Genomic DNA, 17,943 nt, shown 5'->3' with positions numbered 1-17,943 from the left:
GGAAGATATTATTGATCAGTCGAACAGGTGGATCGGTAAGGCAAATTCCACCCAGTAACGGTCGCCGCCAATTGTATTGCGGGCATCCAGGGCATGCTGCCATTTAAGGACTACGGCTGTACCGGGGGAAAAATCATAAACAATCTGCGGTCCTATGGTGAAGTTGCGCAGCTTGTAGCCGTCCATATAACGTTGCCCGTTCAGGGTGTCGTTACTTGTCTGGTAGGCCCAGTTGCCGTTGACGCCAAACTGCAGTTTGCGCAATTTGGGGAACGGGCGGTAGGAAATACCATAATCCATGTTGAACAATGTACCATCATGGTAGCCTGTATCACGGTTACGGGTTGACATCTGAACTGTATTTTCAAGAGAAAACTCCCAGTTTCCAGGAGTCCATGTCACGGCGCCTTCTTCCATGAACGTCACGCGCGTGGCAGTAACATTCGAGAAATCAGAGTGGTTGTAGGAGGAGCCCGGAAACCAGAAATCCTGTCCGAACAGTAAATGCAAGTCTCCTTTCGACCAAGTGACATAGAGGGCCTGCAGGTCGAATGATGACATGTTGAAAGTATAGCTGTTCTGGCCACCGACACTTACATATTTGCGCTGGAAAACTGGCGAAAGTCCGGTAGAAAAATGAAAGTCCCCTAGTGCAAAATTCCATGTATGCAAAAGGCGCGGCGCAAACGCGAACAGATTCCCTCCAAATGCTTCGGGGGAATGACGACCGTGGCTGTCGTTGAGGGATGTCAGCGGAATATCAGTAAGATAATTCAGAAGTTCGGTTTTCCCGAGATCTGGCATGATGGCCGGCAAAACGGTATTGACCCCCATGGGGTAGGTACTGCCACCTCCCTCAGTGGCATAAGCCGCGCGTGGCGCAGCATGCAAGCTCCACGCTGCCAATGTGATCAAAACAAAGGGCAGTGTGTTTTTGAAAAGAGAGTCATGAATTTTTCTCAGTTTCTTGCGCTGAAACGCCATGATGTCGTCCCGCGAGGTGCCTTGTGCGGCACGACAAGACTGAACGAAACCTTTACCCTTCGACACAGCAGAATAAGGCAGTGCCATAAGTTCCTCCATGTAGCACGTTGACCGTGCTTTTGTTGCGAACACGTTTGCCGTGTTTTTTATTATCAACACGCTTTTCGTGTTTATTGATTAAGACCGTTATGAAGACGGCTCGGAGAACAGGGGGCCGCCTATGGATCGGGAATGCCCGCGAAATTGCGCTATGATGGTTCCTTCCTGACTGATTTCAATGTCGTACAGGCCGGAACGTCCTGCGCGACTGATTTCCCGGGCGCTTGCGAGGAGGCGCTTGCCTGCCACGCCGGGGGCCAGATAAGTGATGGAGCAATGCGCGGCGACTGTACGATCATTGTAGCTATTGCACGCGACAGCAAATGCGCTGTCGGCCAAAGCAAAGATAAAGCCACCATGGATTGTGCCGATGCCGTTGGCCATTTCAATGGTTGCATTCATGGCAACTATCGAAAAGCCGGGTCCTACTTCCAGGATTTCCATGCCCAGGCTTTTGCTTGCCCTGTCATTGGTCCATAAGGCTCTGGCTGCTGCGCGGGCACGTTCTTCTGGGGTCATGTCGCTTTACCATTGGTCCGAGTTACGCGCTGTTTTACGAAAACCAAGAAGCTTCCTCTAAATACTTGGCGAAAACAGGTCGTGCGTAGCTTGTCTCTGTTTAAGGCAAGCGTAGCGCTGTTGTGCACTATAAAAAGGGTTGGCTTCACGTAAGCACTCCCGCCTCAGACCAACGCGGTCTTTAATTAACCGTCTGGACGATCAATAACGATTCTGACATTACAGAGTTTCTGTCTCTGTCGCCATCACTTCTGAGGGAGGATCTTAAATTGCCACTTTCCTTTTGAAGCGCAGCCCAGTTTTGAGGAGGGGGAACTCGATGTTCTGCTAGCGTTAGGCTGTTATTCGGATACACTTTTTCAGACGGCAGGAAGAAGAGAAAATATTTCTATGTATCTGTAATTATTGGTAAAAACTGTTTTAAATACATAATTTATCGTAACAGGAATAAGGTTGTGACAATAAACGTGGATGGTTCAATGGTCCGATTGAGTGGTCATACAAGCCGTTCGATGAGGTAGATAAACAGCGTTTGTAATCACCGTATGAATAGAACTATGCTTATTGCAGTATAAGGAAATATATAAACTGTTTTTTTTGAAGAGAAACAGGAAATTTTTTCCCATATATGATGATGTTTTGATAAATTTATTCTAAGTCGAGGTCTCTGACCTTTGCGGTGATTGTTTGTGGCAGCTTTTTTTTCCTCAGTGGGGCTTATTGGGAAGGAAAGTGTAGACAGGACCGCCATTCTTCTTGCATTTCAGCACACAGAAAAAGCTTTGGCCGAGGAATATCAGGATCATGGATAAACCGCTCAAAGATATATTGCGGCTGTTTCAGGCAGAGCCAAGCCGAACATGGTCCATTGTCATGACTTTTTTTGGGGATATGGTTCTTCCTCGTGGTGGTTCGATTGGACTGCCGACGCTTTTAAGTCTTTTTCACGCCATGGATGTGGGCTCTGGCACAGTCAGAACAGCGTTATCACGGCTTTCTGCGGATGGATGGGTTGAGCGTACACGTATTGGGCGCAACGCTTATTATTGTTTGTCGTCCCGCGGCATGGCGCTCTCGCGTGATGCAGAGCCAAGAATCTATGGAACGTTCTTGTTTAAAACCCAGCGTAAGCTGCGCTTGGCCGTTGCATCGGCATCCGTAAGGTCTTTGGTGGGCGATGAAGCCGCTCTTGTGGCTACACGGATGAGGGAAGCTGGATATACAGCATTTGCCCCAGGGGCATGGCTTGGGGTGGATGACGGCACTTTGCCTGATGGCATCTTCGGCCTTGACGTGGACGGCTCTCAGGTAGCCATGCAATGTCTTGCTGCATATTTTTCACTTGATGATCTAGCCCGATCCTATCTGCGGTTTGAAAAGATATTTTCGCCTCTTGCCAAAATGTGCACAGACCATGCGGAGCAAAAAGGGGCGTTCCATCAGGATGGACTGAGTGCCGTTGTTGCGCGCACTCTGCTCATTCATGAATATCGGCGTGTTGCCTTGCGTGATCCGCGTCTTCCAGAAGCGCTCATGCCATTTGACTGGGCCGGATATAGAGCTCAGACTTTATGCGCCACAATCTATCGGGCTTTATTGCCAGCATCAGAAGCATGGTTGACGGAAAATGGTCGTGGCGGTGATGCTGGGCGGCTACCAGCACCAACGCCAGCATTTTATAAGCGATTTCAAGAGGTAAGAGAGGCGCAGTCAGGAGACTTTGTATAGTCCTTGCTCCAGAAAAAGAAAAATAGGGAAGGTCAGTTCTGATATCACGCGCATTTTATGTTACAAGATTCGCTATTATTTTGGAAATTATGTAATGCTTTCGACTGTAAGTTTGCAGGAGAACGCTTATGTACACGCAGGCACTTAACGATCTGCCGACTCCGCATAATCTGGAAGATGCCGAAAAAATGGCAAATTTTCAGACCCGTATTGATTCGGAAGACCGGATTGAAGCAAATGACTGGATGCCCGAAGCTTATCGGCGTACTTTGGTACGCCAGATCAGCCAGCATGCCCATTCTGAAATTATCGGACAGTTACCAGAAGGGGCATGGATAACCAGAGCACCATCCTTGCGCCGCAAGGCGGCCCTTTTGGCAAAAGTACAGGATGAATGCGGGCACGGCCTGTATCTCTACGCTGCCGCAGAAACACTCAATGCATCCCGTGAAGCTCTTATGGACCAGCTCATGGAAGGAAAGGCCAAATACTCCTCCATTTTCAATTATCCCACCATGACATGGGCCGATATTGGTGCAATCGGGTGGCTGGTGGACGGGGCGGCAATCATGAACCAGATTCCGCTCTGTCGCTGCTCTTATGGCCCTTATGCGCGTGCGATGATTCGTGTCTGCAAGGAGGAGAGCTTTCACCAGCGGCAGGGATTTGAAATTATGATGACGCTGGCAAAAGGTTCCGCACGTCAGAAAGCAATGGCGCAGGATGCCCTGAACCGCTGGTGGTGGCCCAGCCTGATGATGTTTGGACCACCGGATACTGACAGCCAGCATTCAGACCAGTCTACGCGTTGGAAAATCAAGCGTTTCAGTAACGATGAACTGCGTCAGAAGTTTGTGGATGCGACCGTACCTCAGGCCCAATTCTTGGGTTTGACACTTCCAGATCCGGATTTACGTCAGGATGAGGTCACCGGAAATTGGATGTATGGCGAGATAGACTGGGAAGAATTCAAGCAGGTTATCGCCGGCAACGGCCCCTGTAATCAGGACAGGCTCGCTAGCCGCAGGAAAGCTCATGAAGAAGGTGCATGGGTAAGAGAAGCTGCTGCAGCTTATGCTGCACGGCAGGTCTCCCGCCATGCCGCTTAAGGAAATAGGACTATGAATAAAACGCTTAAGGCAACGCCGCCTGTGCAATTGTGGGAAGTATTCATTCGTAGCCGCAGCGGGCTTGCGCACAAGCATGTGGGATCTTTGCATGCTGAAGATGCTGAGTTGGCGCTTCAGGCTGCCCGTAATCTTTTTACACGCAGAGGCGAAGGGCTTTCAATCTGGGTTGTACCCTCGCACCTGATTATTGCTTCAGACCCTTCGGAGAAAGGCATGCTGTTTGAGCCTGCGCTTTCTAAAGCTTACAGGCACCCGACTTTTTACAATGTGCCTGAAGAAGTCGGGCATATGTAGCCTTTGGCTATCGTGCCATGGCACGAAGCCTGCAAGAGCAGGAAAAAATATTATGGTAACAAATACCATATCTGTTTCAGAAACCCCACAGGTGCTTTATGCGCTGCGTCGAGCCGACGATGCGCTCATATTGGGGCACAGGCTTTCAGAATGCTGTGGCCACGCTCCTACCTTGGAAGAAGATATGGCTCTGGCCAATATCGGGCTGGATCTTATTGGTCAGGCGCGCGCGCTATATGCGCTTGCCGCACTGCGTGAGCCCTCTTTAGAAGGTGGTCGTGCGAATACAGAAGATACCTATGCCTATTTGCGTGATGTTGGGCAGTATCGTAATCTTCTGTTGTGTGAATTACCAAATGGTGATTTCGGACGCATCATCATGCGTCAGTTTCTTTATTCTGCTTTCATCGATCCCTATTGGCGTGCGATGATGAAATCATCTGATGCACAATTGGCCGCTATTGCAGAAAAAGCAGAGAAGGAAACAGCATACCATCTTCGCTATACCTCTGAATGGGTTATCAGGCTTGGGGATGGCACGCCGAAAAGCCATGATCGGATGCAAGCCGCTCTGGAGTTTCTTTGGTCTTATACCGGAGAAATGTTCGATACGGACGAAGCGGAAGCCATGTTGCAGGCTGAGGGAATGATTATTGATGCCTCGGTTATTCATGATGGCTGGCGCACCACGGTGCAAACTATCCTTGACCGTGCAACTCTCACCCTTCCTCAAAGTGCATGGATGCAGAAAGGTGGACGTAGCGGCCGTCATTCAGAACATCTTGGATTTTTGCTTGCTGAAATGCAGCAACTCCCTCGTTCTGAACCGGGAGCTGTGTGGTGACACCCCAGACAGATGCCCTGTTGCGCACAAGGGTACTGCATGCTCTCGATGATGTAACTGACCCAGAAATTCCTGTTCTGACAATAGCAGATTTGGGAATTTTACGGGATGTCCGAGTGCATAATGGTGTGGTGGATGTGACCATTACGCCTACCTATTCAGGTTGCCCAGCCATGAACATGATTACTCTGGATATTGAAACAGCCCTTGCGCGCGCTGGTATTGAAAATTTTCACGTAAACACAACGCTTTCCCCCGCTTGGACAACCGCGTGGTTGAGTGAAGCTGGCCGCCAGAAGCTTCTTGCATATGGTATTGCGCCTCCACAGGAAGGAAGTGGGCGTGGCAGTCTTTTTGGGACAGTGGAGGTGGCGTGCCCCCAATGCGGCTCAACAGACACCAGCAGGTTGGCGGAATTTGGGTCTACCTCCTGCAAGGCTTTGTGGCGTTGCAATACATGCCGCGAACCCTTTGATTATTTTAGGTGCCATTGAGCCCAAAGCATGAGACTTCATAAAAAAGAAAGAATAGGAAATGTCTCAAACAGATAATCTTAACGCATCAAGTGCTCATGTTGCACGCACAGCGCGCTTCCATAAATTGCAAATTGCTGATGTAAGGCGTGAGACACCAGATGCGGTTTCTCTTGCTTTCACCGTGCCGGACGATCTTGCTGAGGCTTACAGTTTTGTGCCTGGGCAGTATCTTACTTTGCGAACCAAGCTGGATGGAGAAGATGTGCGTCGTTCTTACTCTATCTGCTCCGCGCCGTCTGATGGCGAGTTACGCGTGGCCCTTAAGCGTGTGGAAGATGGTGTATTTTCCACATGGGCCAATACAAGCCTGGCAGCAGGTGACACTCTGGATGTGATGACTCCTACGGGGCGTTTTGGCATTCAGCCTGATAGCACTGCGCAACGTGTTTATGCGGGGTTTGCCGCAGGTTCTGGTATTACGCCTGTTTTATCTCTTGCCAGAGGATTGCTTGCGACCGAACCGGATAGTTCCTTCTTCCTGTTTTATGGGAACAGATCAGTCGGAGATATGCTGTTTCGTGAAATGCTGGAAGATCTGAAAGACCAGTTTATGGAGCGGTTTTCGATCTTTCATGTTTTTTCAAAGGAACAACAGGATATTCCAGCGTTGAATGGTCGCCTGGATGCAGAAAAAATAAGAACAATTCTTTTGCATGTTCTACCCACCGAAACATTGGACCATGTTTTTGTGTGTGGTCCCTCAGGTATGACCGATGATGCGCTTTCAGTGCTTCAGGATGCAGGGGTAGCGGAAGACAAGATACATATAGAAAGATTCATATCCACGTTTTCTGGAAAACCGCGTTTGCATCCAAAAATTACGTCAGAGCAAGCGTCGCAGACCGGCGTGGTGGCCACCTTAATTGTGGATGGAAAGCGCGCAGACGTGAATGTTGCTGAAGAAGAAACGCTTCTGGACGCTGCATTACGTTCCGGGTTGGATCTTCCCTATGCGTGTAAAGGCGGTATGTGTAGCACCTGCCGCGCCAAAGTGACTGAGGGGAAGGCCGAGATGACTCTTAATTTCTCACTTGAAAAATGGGAGGTCGACGCAGGTTTTGTTCTTACCTGTCAGGCACATCCGACAACAGAGCACGTTACGGTAGATTATGACGCCATGTAAGGCGTCATTGTTTTCTTACCACAGTTTGTCACCACTCTTTTTTCAGGGGAGTGGTGCGCCAATAATACGCCCCGCAGCGAGCCTGGCATAGTCTGCACGGCTCAGGGGACCATCTTCTTTGAACCATGTATAGGCCCAGTTCAGCATGGCAAATAAGGACATTGTCAACGGTTTCAGTAACATGGGAGAGGAGCCGGGGGAGGGGAGTGCTGCATTGATGGCGTCCGAAAATCGACTCACCAGAGCACGCTCCATCATACGGATGGTGTCTTGCTGTTCAGGGTCCAGCAGATCCATGTGGTTGAGCTGAACCTTGTGTTTTGCATTAGCATTCCGGTAGGCGTTAAGGAGCGCTTCTGTCATACTGTAAAGTGTTTCTTGCGCAGTTAGGCCTGACCATTGTGTTGGATCCGTTGCGACCAGAAGCTCCTGCAGATGGGTTTCGATCAGGTCAAACAGCAGTTGCTGTTTATCTGTATAATAATGATAAAAAAGAGCCTTGGATGTTCCACAGGCTTTGGCAATCATGTTGATCGAAGCACGATCAAATCCAAGGCTTGCAAATAAATGAGCCGACCGCTCCAGAATCATGAGGCGTTTTTCTTCGTAGTCGCTTGCGCGAGGTCGCGCCATGATTGATTTCCTTTAATGTATAGTCAGTAGATGCTAGTTTTTTATAGAAATGCCAATAAAATCAAGGGGTATGTTGGCCCCTTGATAAAAGAAAACAAGCAGCCTCAGGCTGCGGCAGGTTGTGCGCTCATGGTCAGAAGGTCGTAGCGGGCCACTGTCTCCTTGTTCTGGTTAAACAGTTCTACGTCCCAGCGAACCTCGCCATAATGAGGTTCACGAGCGGCATTTTTTGACTTTACAGTCAACCGTACCTGAATGGCATCTCCAGGTGACACTGGCTTAAGAAACCGAAGGGATTCCAGTCCATAATTGGCCAGAAGTGGACCTGGCGCTGGGTCCACAAACAGGCCGGCCGCAAAAGAGAGTAGCAAATAGCCATGCGCAACGCGACCGGGGAAAAACGGGTTGGCGGCTGCTGCTTTCTCATCCGTATGAGCGTAGAAAGTATCCCCCGTAAATTCAGCAAAATGCTCTATATCCTGCACTGTAATGGTGCGCGGCTGAGTATGGATGGTGTCCCCTACAGTTAGCTGGGCAAAATTGTATCGGAAGGGATGTTCCTTGCGCAACGCTTCCTGCGCGCCAATGGTCCAGCGCCCTGTGAGCCGTGTGAGGCGTGTGGGAGAGGCCTGCAAGGCAGTGCGCTGCATATAATGGCGAATGCCCCGTATGCCGCCCAGTTCCTCTCCACCACCCGCACGGCCGGGGCCGCCATGCACCAAGGCGGGAAGGGGTGAGCCATGGCCCGTGCTTTCTTTGGCACAATCCCGGTCCAGTATGTGCAATCTCCCGTGGAATGAAGCCAGACTTGCCACAAGCTCTGCTGCCACATTATCATCGTATGTGCAGAGGGTTGCGACCAAGCTTCCTTCACCACGTTTTACCAGGCAGGCTGCGTCGGCCAAAGATGTGTAGGGCATGATGGTCGCAACAGGGCCAAAAGCTTCAGTATGGTGTACACTGGTGGCATCACGAGGGTTCAGATTCTGGAGCAGGACCGGGCTCATAAAAGCTCCGCTCTGATCAGATGCACCGAGTGGATCACAGTGCTGTGGGTCCCCGAAAACAATCTCGCTTTCTTGTGCAAGAGTAGCGACATGACGCCGAACATCTTCACGCTGGGCGAGGCCAGCGAGGGGGCCCATTGTCACACCTTCATGCTGTGGGTCGCCCACAACAATCCTGTCCAGCCGTGCTTTTAGTGCTGTTGTGACCTCTGCGATGATGGTCTCCGGCACCATAATTCTTCTGATAGCTGTACATTTCTGACCTGCCTTGACGGTCATTTCCTGCGTAACCGCCCGAATAAACAGATCAAATTCCGGCATATCGGGAGAAATATCAGGGCCAAGTACGGCTGCATTGAGGCTATCACGTTCTGCGATAAAGCGTACAGCGTTTGCAGAAATGATTGGGTGATTACGTAATTTTTCGGAGGTTGTAATGGAACCGGTAAAAGACAGAACGTCCTGCCCTTCGAGATGATCCAAAAGGTCGCCTGTGCTTCCACAAATAAATTGAAAAGCGCCGGGGGGAAAGATGCCGGAGTCAACAATCATTTGGGCAACAGCATGTGCAACATAACTGGTCACTGTGGCGGGTTTTGTAATAACGGGAACGCCAGCAATAATTGCAGGCGCAAGTTTTTCAAGCATGCCCCAGCAGGGAAAATTATAGGCATTGATGTGAACGGCTACTCCTTGCAGGGATGAAAGGATATGCGTTCCCATGAATGTGCCATTACGAGAAAGTGTTTCAACCTCTTCGGCAAGAATATATTTGTCTGGAAGGTGTTTCTTGGCCATTGACGCATAGGCAAAAAGCGTTCCTATCCCGCCGTCAATGTCAAACAGATTATCGCGGCTGGTCGCGCCGGTGTTGAAAGAGAGATCGTAAAGCGTCTGTTTCCGTTCTGTCAGATAGAGAGCCAGTTTCTTTATCATATCTGCACGCTGATGAAAATTCAGCTTGCGGAGTGCCGGCCCGCCTTTGTTGCGTGCATGTTGCACAAGGCCTCCAAAATCCAAACCTGAACTGGATGCCTGTGCGATGATCTGCCCGTTGACCGCACTCTGTATATCTTCAAAACCGGAAACAGCTTTATGCCATCTGTCCTGTGCGTAAGAGGCAAGTATGGGTGTCATGACTATTGTCCTTTTAGGTTCAGGCCAGAATACTGCTTGCCTTGGCGCGGTTATCAATCACGCGGGTTACTTTGCCGTTTGAGCGCGGGATCATGCCGGGTTCTTTCACGGAAACCTGAACAGAAACACCGATTGTATTTTTGATGGTTTTTATGATTTCGCGGGAACGGTGAGACGTTTCTGCCGGGTTCCATGCTTCCGGCCGGGGCTCTACATGAATGGTCATGTTATCCATGCGGCCATGATGGGTCAGTTCGATCTGAAAATGTGCGCTGCACCATTTACAGTGCAGAAGGGCCGCTTCAACCTGTGTAGGGAAAATATTCACGCCACGCAGAATAATCATGTCATCTGAACGTGCCATTATTTTTTCTATTCGTCTTACTGCAGGCACCATGGTGCCCGGTAAAAGGCGGGTTAAGTCACGCGTGCGATAGCGCACGATAGGGAAAGCTTCCTTGGAAAGTGATGTAATGACCAATTCTCCCGGCTCTCCATCCGCGACGGGAACACCCGTTTCCGGGTTAATGATCTCAGGGTAGAAATGATCCTCCCAGAAATGGAGACCATCTTTTGTTTCTACAAATTCCTGAGCAACACCGGGGCCAACAACTTCTGAAAGTCCGTAAATATCAACAGCATGCATATCGAATGCCTGCTCTATCTCTTCACGCATGCTGTTTGTCCACGGCTCTGCACCAAAAATGCCATATTTTATGGAAGAAGCCCGAGGGTCCAAACCCTGTCGCCTGAACTCATCCAGAAGGGCCAACATGTAGGAGGGGGTGACCGTAATGATTTGTGGCTTAAAGTCCTCAATCAGTTGCACTTGCCGCTCAGTCATGCCACCAGACATGGGGATAACGGTGCAGCCCATACGTTCAGCTCCCAAATGCATACCGAGGCCGCCTGTAAACAACCCATAGCCATATGCATTATGCAGTTTCATGCCGGGCCGTCCGCCTGCAGCGCGGATTGAGCGCCCTACAATCCCCGCCCACATATCCAGATCCGCATGGGTGTACCCGACAACTATGGGTTTTCCTGTGGTACCGGAAGAACCATGAATGCGTGCAAGCCTCTCCTGTGGAACGGCAAACATTCCAAAAGGGTAGGTATCGCGTAGATCTGCTTTGGTTGTTGTCGGGAACCGCGCAAGATCAGATAATGAGCAGAGATCGTCTGGATGGACGCCTGCCGCTATGCATCGGTTACGGTATAAAGCGACATTCTCATAGGCATGGCGAAGAGACCATTTCATACGTTCAAGCTGAATGAACATCAGTTCATCGCGCGATAGCGCAGCGATGTCATGTATGGCTTCCGGGTGGGGGTAAGCTGCGGTATAGACGGTGGCGTTCATCGTAACCTCATTCGCCTCTTTGCGAGGCTGTTGTTTTGGGAAGGTTCGGCTTGTAAAACGTTCGTCCTGTAAAAACTGTATCGGTTAGATGGTGTTTTTCAGGGCAGAGAAACCATTGATAACATGCGGGCTTTCCCTAAAAATGTTGTAGCTTTCTCCTGCTTGGTCTTTTTCATGAAAGGCGTAGTCTAAGGTTTTGCGCCTTTTTGCACAAGGGAGACTGTAAAACAGGTAGTGTCTTCGTAAGGCATAGCAATTATCCCAAACCGCTGAAATGAGGCTTTCGCTTTTCGATGAAAGCGGCTACCCCTTCAGCATAATCATCTGTCTGCCCAGCACGGCGCATCAGATCACGCTCAAGATCCAGTTGCTGGTCCAATGTGTTATGGGATGATGCATTGAGGGCAGACTTTATTTGTCCCAGGCCAAAAGTAGGTTGTTCAGAAAAATGTTTTGCAAGAGAACAAGCCTGTTCATGAAGATTTTCATCTTCAACAGTCTTCCAGATGAGTCCCCAGTCCGCAGCGGTTTCTGCTGGGAGTGGTTCGCCCAGTAAAGCGAGTCCCCGAGCACGCGCCTCACCAACAAGGCGAGGGAGGTGGTAGGTGCCTCCAGAATCGGGGATAAGGCCAAGCTTAGCAAAGGAAAGTACAAATCGTGCTCCTTTGCCTGCAATCACAATGTCGCAAGCCAAGGCAATATTTACGCCCGCACCCGCAGCCACACCGTTGACGGCGCATACTATGGGTTTGGGCAGGGACCGAAGTTGCCGGATGAGAGGATTATAAAATGTCTCTACAGTATGCCCAAGGTCCGGAGCCGCGGCATCTGGTGCACGGAGCCGCTCGGAAAGATCCTGACCAGCACAAAATCCTCTTCCTGAGCCTGTAAGTAGAACGGCCCTGCATGAGGGGTCTTCTCGCGCTTCTATCAGGGTTGCCCGTAACGCTGCATGCATTTCATCGTTAAGCGAATTGAGGCGTTCCGGCCTGTTAAGAGTGATGGAAAGCCAGCCAGGATGCCGTTCAACGAGCACTGTACTCATGGGATATTCCTTGTGGGTCGGTAAGTCCGATCTTGTTTTTGTTTAAGGCGGAGGATATCACGTATTAATATATTGACCAACCGGATGGTTGATATATTCTGACAGAAGTCTACATCTGTCAATAAATCAAAAAAACGGAGGCAGCCGATGGATGATAACCCGATATGTCAGAAAGCGCTTTTCTTTGGTGCATTTGTCCCACGCTTTACGAATCAATGCCGGGGCGAGTTCCCTCATGATAGAGACTGCTTTTCACGATCTGTTAGCTGCCTAAGCACAGAGCCGTTTTGGAATATTCCCGTAATACCCGGTCGGGCAGGAGATATTTCATGAGGCATGCTTATATCTGTGATTATACGCGTACACCCATCGGTCGCTATGCAGGTATTTTGCGCGATATTCGGACAGATGACCTTGCGGCACATCCGCTGCGTGTCATGCGTGAGCGGCACGCTGCGCTGGATTGGGAATGCATTGATGATGTGATTCTGGGGTGTGCCAATCAGGCAGGGGAAGATAACCGCAACATAGCCCGCATGGCACTTCTGCTGGCTGGGCTTCCAGAAAGCGTATCGGGCACTACAATCAACAGGTTATGCGGTTCCGGTCTGGATGCGGTGGGCATGGCGGCCTACCGCATTATTGCCGGAGATGCAGATCTGGTTTTGGCTGGTGGGGTGGAGAGCATGACACGCGCTCCATTTGTAACAGGCAAGGCAACGCATGCATTTGGCCGTCATTGCGAAATGTATGATACGACCATCGGCTGGCGTTTTATCAATCCCGTTTTCCAGGCGCGGTTCGGTGTGGATTCTATGCCTGAAACGGCCGAAAATGTGGCGGAACAGTTTGGGATTTCTCGCCACGATCAGGATATTTTTGCTGCTCGCTCACACAAACGTGCATTCGCTGCTCAGACAAGTGGCTTCTTTACGCGTGAAATTTCGCCGGTGCAGATCTCTGGCCCTGTAAAAGGCGAAAAATGCTGGGTAACGGATGATGAACATATCCGCCCCTCAACAACCGCCGAAACATTGTCCAAGCTAAAAACACCATTTCGTGATGGTGGAAGCGTGACCGCTGGCAATGCCTCTGGCGTGAATGATGGTGCAGCTATTCTTATTCTGGCAAGTGAAGACGGAATACGCCGCCATGGCTTGCAACCCAAAGCGCGCCTGGTTTCAGTGGCGACTGTGGGCGTGGCCCCCCGGGTCATGGGGATTGCTCCGGCTCCCGCCACGGAGAAATTGCTCCAGCGAAACGCTCTTTCAGTGAACGATATCGACGTTCTGGAACTGAATGAAGCATTTGCCGCACAGGCACTGGCTGTTTTGCGTCAGCTTGGGTTGCCTGATGATGCTGATCATGTGAACCCCCATGGGGGTGCCATAGCGCTGGGTCATCCGTTGGGAATGTCGGGTGCGCGGCTGGCTATGACAGCAGTAAATGCCATGGAGCAGGGAGCGGGGAAACGTGCCGTGGCAACCATGTGTATCGGCGTTGGACAGGGTATTGCCGCTTTGATTGAAAAGGTTTGAGACAATGCAGATCATATCTCAACCTGGCGTTTATGTGTTGCGTTATGGTAACGTTGCGGTCGTGACAATTGATAATCCGCCCGTAAATGCTCTGTCTGATACAGTAAGAGCATCACTGGTGCATGTGCTTCCCGAACTGGGGGAAGACCCCACCGTAGCGGCTGTGGTGTTGACAGGGCAGAATGGACAGTTTGTTGCAGGGGCAGACATTCGCGAGATGTCCAGACCGCCAGCTCAACCATTTTTGCCAGAGGTTGTGGCTGCGATTGATGCAATGAAAAAACCAATTCTTGCAGCCATTGATGGTGCTGCTTTAGGGGGAGGGCTGGAGCTTGCCCTCGCATGTGATCTTCGTGTTGGCACTGAGCGTAGTCGTGTGGGGCTACCAGAGACAAAACTGGGGGTTATTCCCGGTGCTGGCGGTACGCAACGCTTGCCTCGATTGACAGGGGTAGCAACAGCGCTTGAGTTGATTGGAGGCGCAAAAATTATTTCTGGAAAAGAGGCTTTGCATCTTGGTATTTTAGATGAGCTCATGTCAGAGGACAGAATGTTAACGGACGTTATCGCTTTGGCGGAAAATACTCCCAAGCGCAGGCTGTCCGAGCATGATGTGCCATGTGCTTCGAAAACTGATGTTCAGGATGCAGAGAAGAGCACCCTTAAGCGGGCCAAGGGGGCTACGGCTGTGCTGGAAGCCGTGCGGGTGGTTAAGGCAGCCGAGACAGCGCCTTTTGCACAAGGGCTCTCCTTTGAACGAGAGGCTTTCCTGCGGTTGCGCGAAAGTGATGAGGCAAAAGCGCTACGTTATCTTTTCCTTGCAGAACGCGCTACAGGACGTTTGCCGGCAAGTGAAAAAGCCCAACCGCGCTATTTTTCCCGTATCGGGATTATTGGTGGCGGAACGATGGGAGCGGGAATTGCTGTTACCACAGCCGACGCAGCATTAAACGTTGTGATTATAGAGCGTGATGCTGCTGCGGTAGCTGCATGCCAGAAACGCATTGCAAGTCTTTATGCCAAACAGATTGAAACAAAAAGAATTAGCGAAGAAGAGGCAGAAAGACGATTTAAAAAAATACAGATTTCCCATGAGTGGGACGCGTTAAAGAATGTGGACTTTGTGATTGAAGCAGCATTCGAATCCATGGAAGTAAAAGAAGATATTTTCCGTAGCCTTAATAAAGTCGTGCAGGCCCATACGGTTGTCGCAACAAATACATCTTATCTGGATCTTGACGCAATTGCAGGATGTGCCGAAAGGCCAGAGAATGTGCTGGGGCTGCATTTCTTCTCTCCTGCTCATATTATGCGTTTGGTCGAAGTTATTCGTGGCGCCAAAACAGCACCGGATGCTTTGGCAACAGCGATTGCTTTAGGACGGAAAATACGGAAACTCCCTGTAGTTGCCGCCGTGGGCGAAGGATTTATTGGGAATAGAATATTTTCGCATTATCGTAAGCACGCAGAATATTTAATGGAAGATGGGGTGTCCCCGCAGGAAATTGACCAGGCCATGCAATCTTATGGCTTTGCTATGGGGCCATTTGCTGTAGCGGACCTTTCCGGGCTGGATATTGCATGGGCCATGAGAAAGCGGCAGAGTGCAACACGCAATCCGAACGAGCGGTATGTGAAAATACCTGATATGTTTTGTGAGGCAGGGCGTCTTGGCAGAAAGACCGGTGAGGGCTGGTATTCTTATGCCTCAGCTTCGCCCGAGCTGGACGATGAAGCGTGTGCTCTGATTGAAGCAGGAAGAAAACAGGCGGGCAGTCGTCACGTTAAATTGAGTGCTGAAGCCATTCAACGTCGTCTTCTTGCCGTTCTTGCAAATGAAGGGGCCAAGGTGCTGGAAAGCGGAGTTGCGTCCTCTGCGTCTGATATCGATATCGTGTTTGTAAATGGGTACGGCTTTCCCCGTCTTCAGGGTGGCCCGATGTTTGCGGCTGATAAAATGGGTTTGCCTAATGTTTTGAGGGAAGTGGAAGTTGCTGCCGCTGTAGGGGGAGCAGGTTCAGAACCTTCGGCTTTATTGATCAAGTTGGCGCAATCGGGCGGCTCTTTTACCGCAGGAATAACATGAAAGCAGCGTTGCAGACAGATTGGCGGTTACGAGAAGAAACCCCGGTCTATGGAAAGCCCATGGATGTTGTGGATGGGATCAGGCGCATTGTAGCACCTAATCCCCACTCTATGACGTATCATGGAACAAATACGTGGCTTATAACTCATGCAGCAGGCACCGCCGTAGTTGATCCAGGAACGGATGATCCTGCGCATCTGGACGCTATCTGCGGAGTTTCGGGCACAATCAGCCATGTTATTGTCACGCACTGGCATCATGATCATTTTGACGGGGCCCGTGCTCTTGCATTGCGTGCTAACGTTCCTGTTTTCAAGTTTCCGTCGGGCCCGTTAAGAGGGGACAAAGACCTTCTTCACGGGACTGAAATTGCAGGTATGCGGGTTATTCATACGCCAGGCCATGCAGAAGATCATATTTGTCTTGAACGGCCTGATGGAGTTTTGCTGAGCGGTGACCATGTGATGGGATGGTCAACCACCTTGGTTCCTCCGCCGCCGGATGGTGATCTGGGTGATTATATTGAAAGCCTGGAACGCGTGCAGGCTCTTAACGCTCGAATTTTTCTGCCCGGGCACGGGCCAGAGATTCTGAAACCATATTCGTTCATTGAACAACTTTTGGAAAAGAGATATGAAAAGCTGCATCAAATTGAAAATATTCTGATGCATGAGGTTCAGGAGTTTTCCAGTATTTTTGACCGTGCATATCCAAAATTGAGCAAAAAATTGCGATTTGCGGCGGAAATGATGCTTGAAACTTACTTGCTAGAGCTAAAAAAACGCGGGAAAGCAATACAAACACCGGCAGGTTGGAAACGAGCAGGATTCTGATTTTTCGATATATCAATATTGTATTTTTCTATAAGAGCCAACAGAAATGAGTGGAATCTGCTCTTGCCTTTTTCTAGGGCTAATCGACATTCACGCGATCCAGATCATGGCTGCTGCGAGATAGATGAAGCCTGTGAAATGGATGGTTCTGCGATCGTAGCGCGTTGCGAAACGACGAAAATGTTTGAGGCGATTGAAGCATCGCTCGATACGGTTCCGGTCTTTGTAAAGAGCCTGGTCGTGCGGGATGAACACCTTACGGTTCCGTTTTGACGGAATGACAGCCTCTGCGTTCATGACAGCAATCTTTTCACGGAACCCATTGCTGTCATAAGCCTTATCGGCGATGACCGCGCCCGCAGTCTGGCCTTCGAGCAATGAAGATGCCTGGGTGGCGTCATGAACCTGACCGCCGGTGATAATGAACCGTAACGGTCGACCTAGGGCGTCGGCCAGCATGTGGATCTTGGTGGTTAATCCACCTCGGGAACGCCCCAGCGCCTGATTTTGCGCCCCCCCCTTTTCCGGTCGCCGCGTGCTGGTGGGCACGGACAATGGTGCTATCGATCATCAGGTACGCGTTGTCACGATCGGCGGTCAGCGCAGTGAATACCCGCTCCCACACGCCCGCATGGCACCAACGACTAAAGCGCCGGTGGACTGTCTTCCAGTTTCCATAGCGTTCAGGCAGGTCGCACCAGTGGGCGCCGGATCGCAATACCCATAAACATCCGTTTACGAACAAACGGTTATCCGATCCAGTCCGCCCAGGATCACTCGCTTTCCCAGGCAACAGAACCCTGATCTGCTCCCACTGCGCTGTGCTCAATTCGTATCGCTTGATCCCCATCGCACGCTCTCCCCATCAACGCGGATTTCTCACACTTGAGGCAATTTCGGGTCATTTTGTAGAATTCAGTCATCCCACAGGAGCCCGATCTGGAATATTGACGATATTCTGCTTCTGGCGGCGGGTTCTGAACGCAGTGAGGGTGTCACGGCCTGAGAAGGCAGTGTTGGTGGAAGCTATGTGGTCTGTGCACT

Annotated in this window: 16 protein-coding genes; 9 read left to right on the top strand and 7 right to left on the bottom strand. The window is 50.5% G+C overall.

The features are described from left to right. Positions 1-15: 15 nt before the first annotated feature. Together AD928_RS04875 and paaI are read right to left on the bottom strand one after the other, a co-directional pair. Entirely contained in the window at positions 16-1,071 is a 1,056-nt protein-coding gene (locus AD928_RS04875; RefSeq protein WP_167347348.1) for a SphA family protein, read from the bottom strand. A gap of 99 nt (positions 1,072-1,170) precedes the next feature. Beyond that, positions 1,171-1,602 (bottom strand): hydroxyphenylacetyl-CoA thioesterase PaaI, encoded by a 432-nt coding sequence (gene paaI, locus AD928_RS04870; RefSeq protein WP_062143219.1) that lies wholly within the window; start codon positions 1,600-1,602, stop codon positions 1,171-1,173. Positions 1,603-2,358: 756 nt separating this feature from the next. Between paaI and AD928_RS04865 the strand changes: the two genes are divergently transcribed. From AD928_RS04865 to paaE, 6 genes are all read left to right on the top strand, one after another. Continuing rightward, positions 2,359-3,330, top strand: coding sequence for a PaaX family transcriptional regulator (locus AD928_RS04865; protein ID WP_156470099.1), 972 nt, complete (start codon positions 2,359-2,361; stop codon positions 3,328-3,330). A gap of 128 nt (positions 3,331-3,458) precedes the next feature. Further along, complete coding sequence (gene paaA, locus AD928_RS04860; protein WP_062143213.1) at positions 3,459-4,439, top strand: 1,2-phenylacetyl-CoA epoxidase subunit PaaA; 981 nt, start codon at positions 3,459-3,461, stop codon at positions 4,437-4,439. Positions 4,440-4,451: 12 nt separating this feature from the next. Beyond that, complete coding sequence (paaB, locus tag AD928_RS04855) at positions 4,452-4,754, top strand: 1,2-phenylacetyl-CoA epoxidase subunit PaaB (protein ID WP_061472855.1); 303 nt, start codon at positions 4,452-4,454, stop codon at positions 4,752-4,754. Positions 4,755-4,806: 52 nt separating this feature from the next. Beyond that, a complete protein-coding gene (gene paaC, locus AD928_RS04850; RefSeq protein WP_062143210.1) occupies positions 4,807-5,598 on the top strand; it encodes a 1,2-phenylacetyl-CoA epoxidase subunit PaaC in 792 nt (263 codons plus the stop codon). Continuing rightward, on the top strand, positions 5,592-6,092 hold the full coding sequence (paaD, locus tag AD928_RS04845) for a 1,2-phenylacetyl-CoA epoxidase subunit PaaD (RefSeq protein ID WP_039903306.1): 501 nt from the start codon (positions 5,592-5,594) through the stop codon (positions 6,090-6,092). Before paaC ends, paaD begins: the two co-directional genes overlap by 7 nt. A gap of 40 nt (positions 6,093-6,132) precedes the next feature. Further along, complete coding sequence (paaE, locus tag AD928_RS04840) at positions 6,133-7,257, top strand: 1,2-phenylacetyl-CoA epoxidase subunit PaaE (RefSeq protein WP_062143207.1); 1,125 nt, start codon at positions 6,133-6,135, stop codon at positions 7,255-7,257. A 42-nt stretch (positions 7,258-7,299) separates the two neighbouring features. Here paaE and AD928_RS04835 read toward each other — a convergent pair whose 3' ends face one another. From AD928_RS04835 to paaG, 4 genes are all read right to left on the bottom strand, one after another. Then, positions 7,300-7,890, bottom strand: a complete 591-nt coding sequence (locus tag AD928_RS04835) for a TetR/AcrR family transcriptional regulator (protein ID WP_062248703.1) — start codon at positions 7,888-7,890, stop codon at positions 7,300-7,302. A 104-nt stretch (positions 7,891-7,994) separates the two neighbouring features. Beyond that, entirely contained in the window at positions 7,995-10,034 is a 2,040-nt protein-coding gene (gene paaZ / locus AD928_RS04830) for a phenylacetic acid degradation bifunctional protein PaaZ (protein ID WP_062248701.1), read from the bottom strand. Between the two features lie 19 nt (positions 10,035-10,053). After that, on the bottom strand, positions 10,054-11,397 hold the full coding sequence (gene paaK, locus AD928_RS04825) for a phenylacetate--CoA ligase PaaK (RefSeq protein ID WP_062143199.1): 1,344 nt from the start codon (positions 11,395-11,397) through the stop codon (positions 10,054-10,056). Between the two features lie 256 nt (positions 11,398-11,653). Next, positions 11,654-12,442 (bottom strand): 2-(1,2-epoxy-1,2-dihydrophenyl)acetyl-CoA isomerase PaaG, encoded by a 789-nt coding sequence (paaG, locus tag AD928_RS04820; RefSeq protein ID WP_062143196.1) that lies wholly within the window; start codon positions 12,440-12,442, stop codon positions 11,654-11,656. Positions 12,443-12,771: 329 nt separating this feature from the next. On the opposite strand from paaG, the gene pcaF reads away from it, so the two are divergent. Genes pcaF through AD928_RS04805 form a run of 3 tightly spaced genes read left to right on the top strand, consistent with a single transcriptional unit; the run spans position 12,772 to position 16,899 of the window. Next, positions 12,772-13,980, top strand: coding sequence for a 3-oxoadipyl-CoA thiolase (pcaF, locus tag AD928_RS04815; protein ID WP_062143194.1), 1,209 nt, complete (start codon positions 12,772-12,774; stop codon positions 13,978-13,980). A gap of 4 nt (positions 13,981-13,984) precedes the next feature. After that, a complete protein-coding gene (locus AD928_RS04810; protein WP_062248699.1) occupies positions 13,985-16,066 on the top strand; it encodes a 3-hydroxyacyl-CoA dehydrogenase NAD-binding domain-containing protein in 2,082 nt (693 codons plus the stop codon). Continuing rightward, on the top strand, positions 16,063-16,899 hold the full coding sequence (locus AD928_RS04805) for an MBL fold metallo-hydrolase (RefSeq protein ID WP_062143188.1): 837 nt from the start codon (positions 16,063-16,065) through the stop codon (positions 16,897-16,899). Before AD928_RS04810 ends, AD928_RS04805 begins: the two co-directional genes overlap by 4 nt. Before the next feature lie 90 nt (positions 16,900-16,989). On the opposite strand, the gene AD928_RS14425 is transcribed toward AD928_RS04805, so the two are convergent. Then, a protein-coding gene (locus AD928_RS14425) for an IS5 family transposase (protein ID WP_373320558.1) occupies positions 16,990-17,743 on the bottom strand; the annotation gives its coding sequence in 2 pieces (ribosomal slippage) (positions 16,990-17,428 and positions 17,427-17,743; 756 coding nt in all). Between the last annotated feature and the right edge of the window lie 200 nt (positions 17,744-17,943).

It is taken from the genome of Acetobacter cerevisiae (assembly GCF_001580535.1).
Lineage (GTDB): Bacteria > Pseudomonadota > Alphaproteobacteria > Acetobacterales > Acetobacteraceae > Acetobacter > Acetobacter cerevisiae.
Note: the sequence above shows the minus strand (reverse complement) of the source record. Positions and strands in the feature narration are given on the sequence as shown.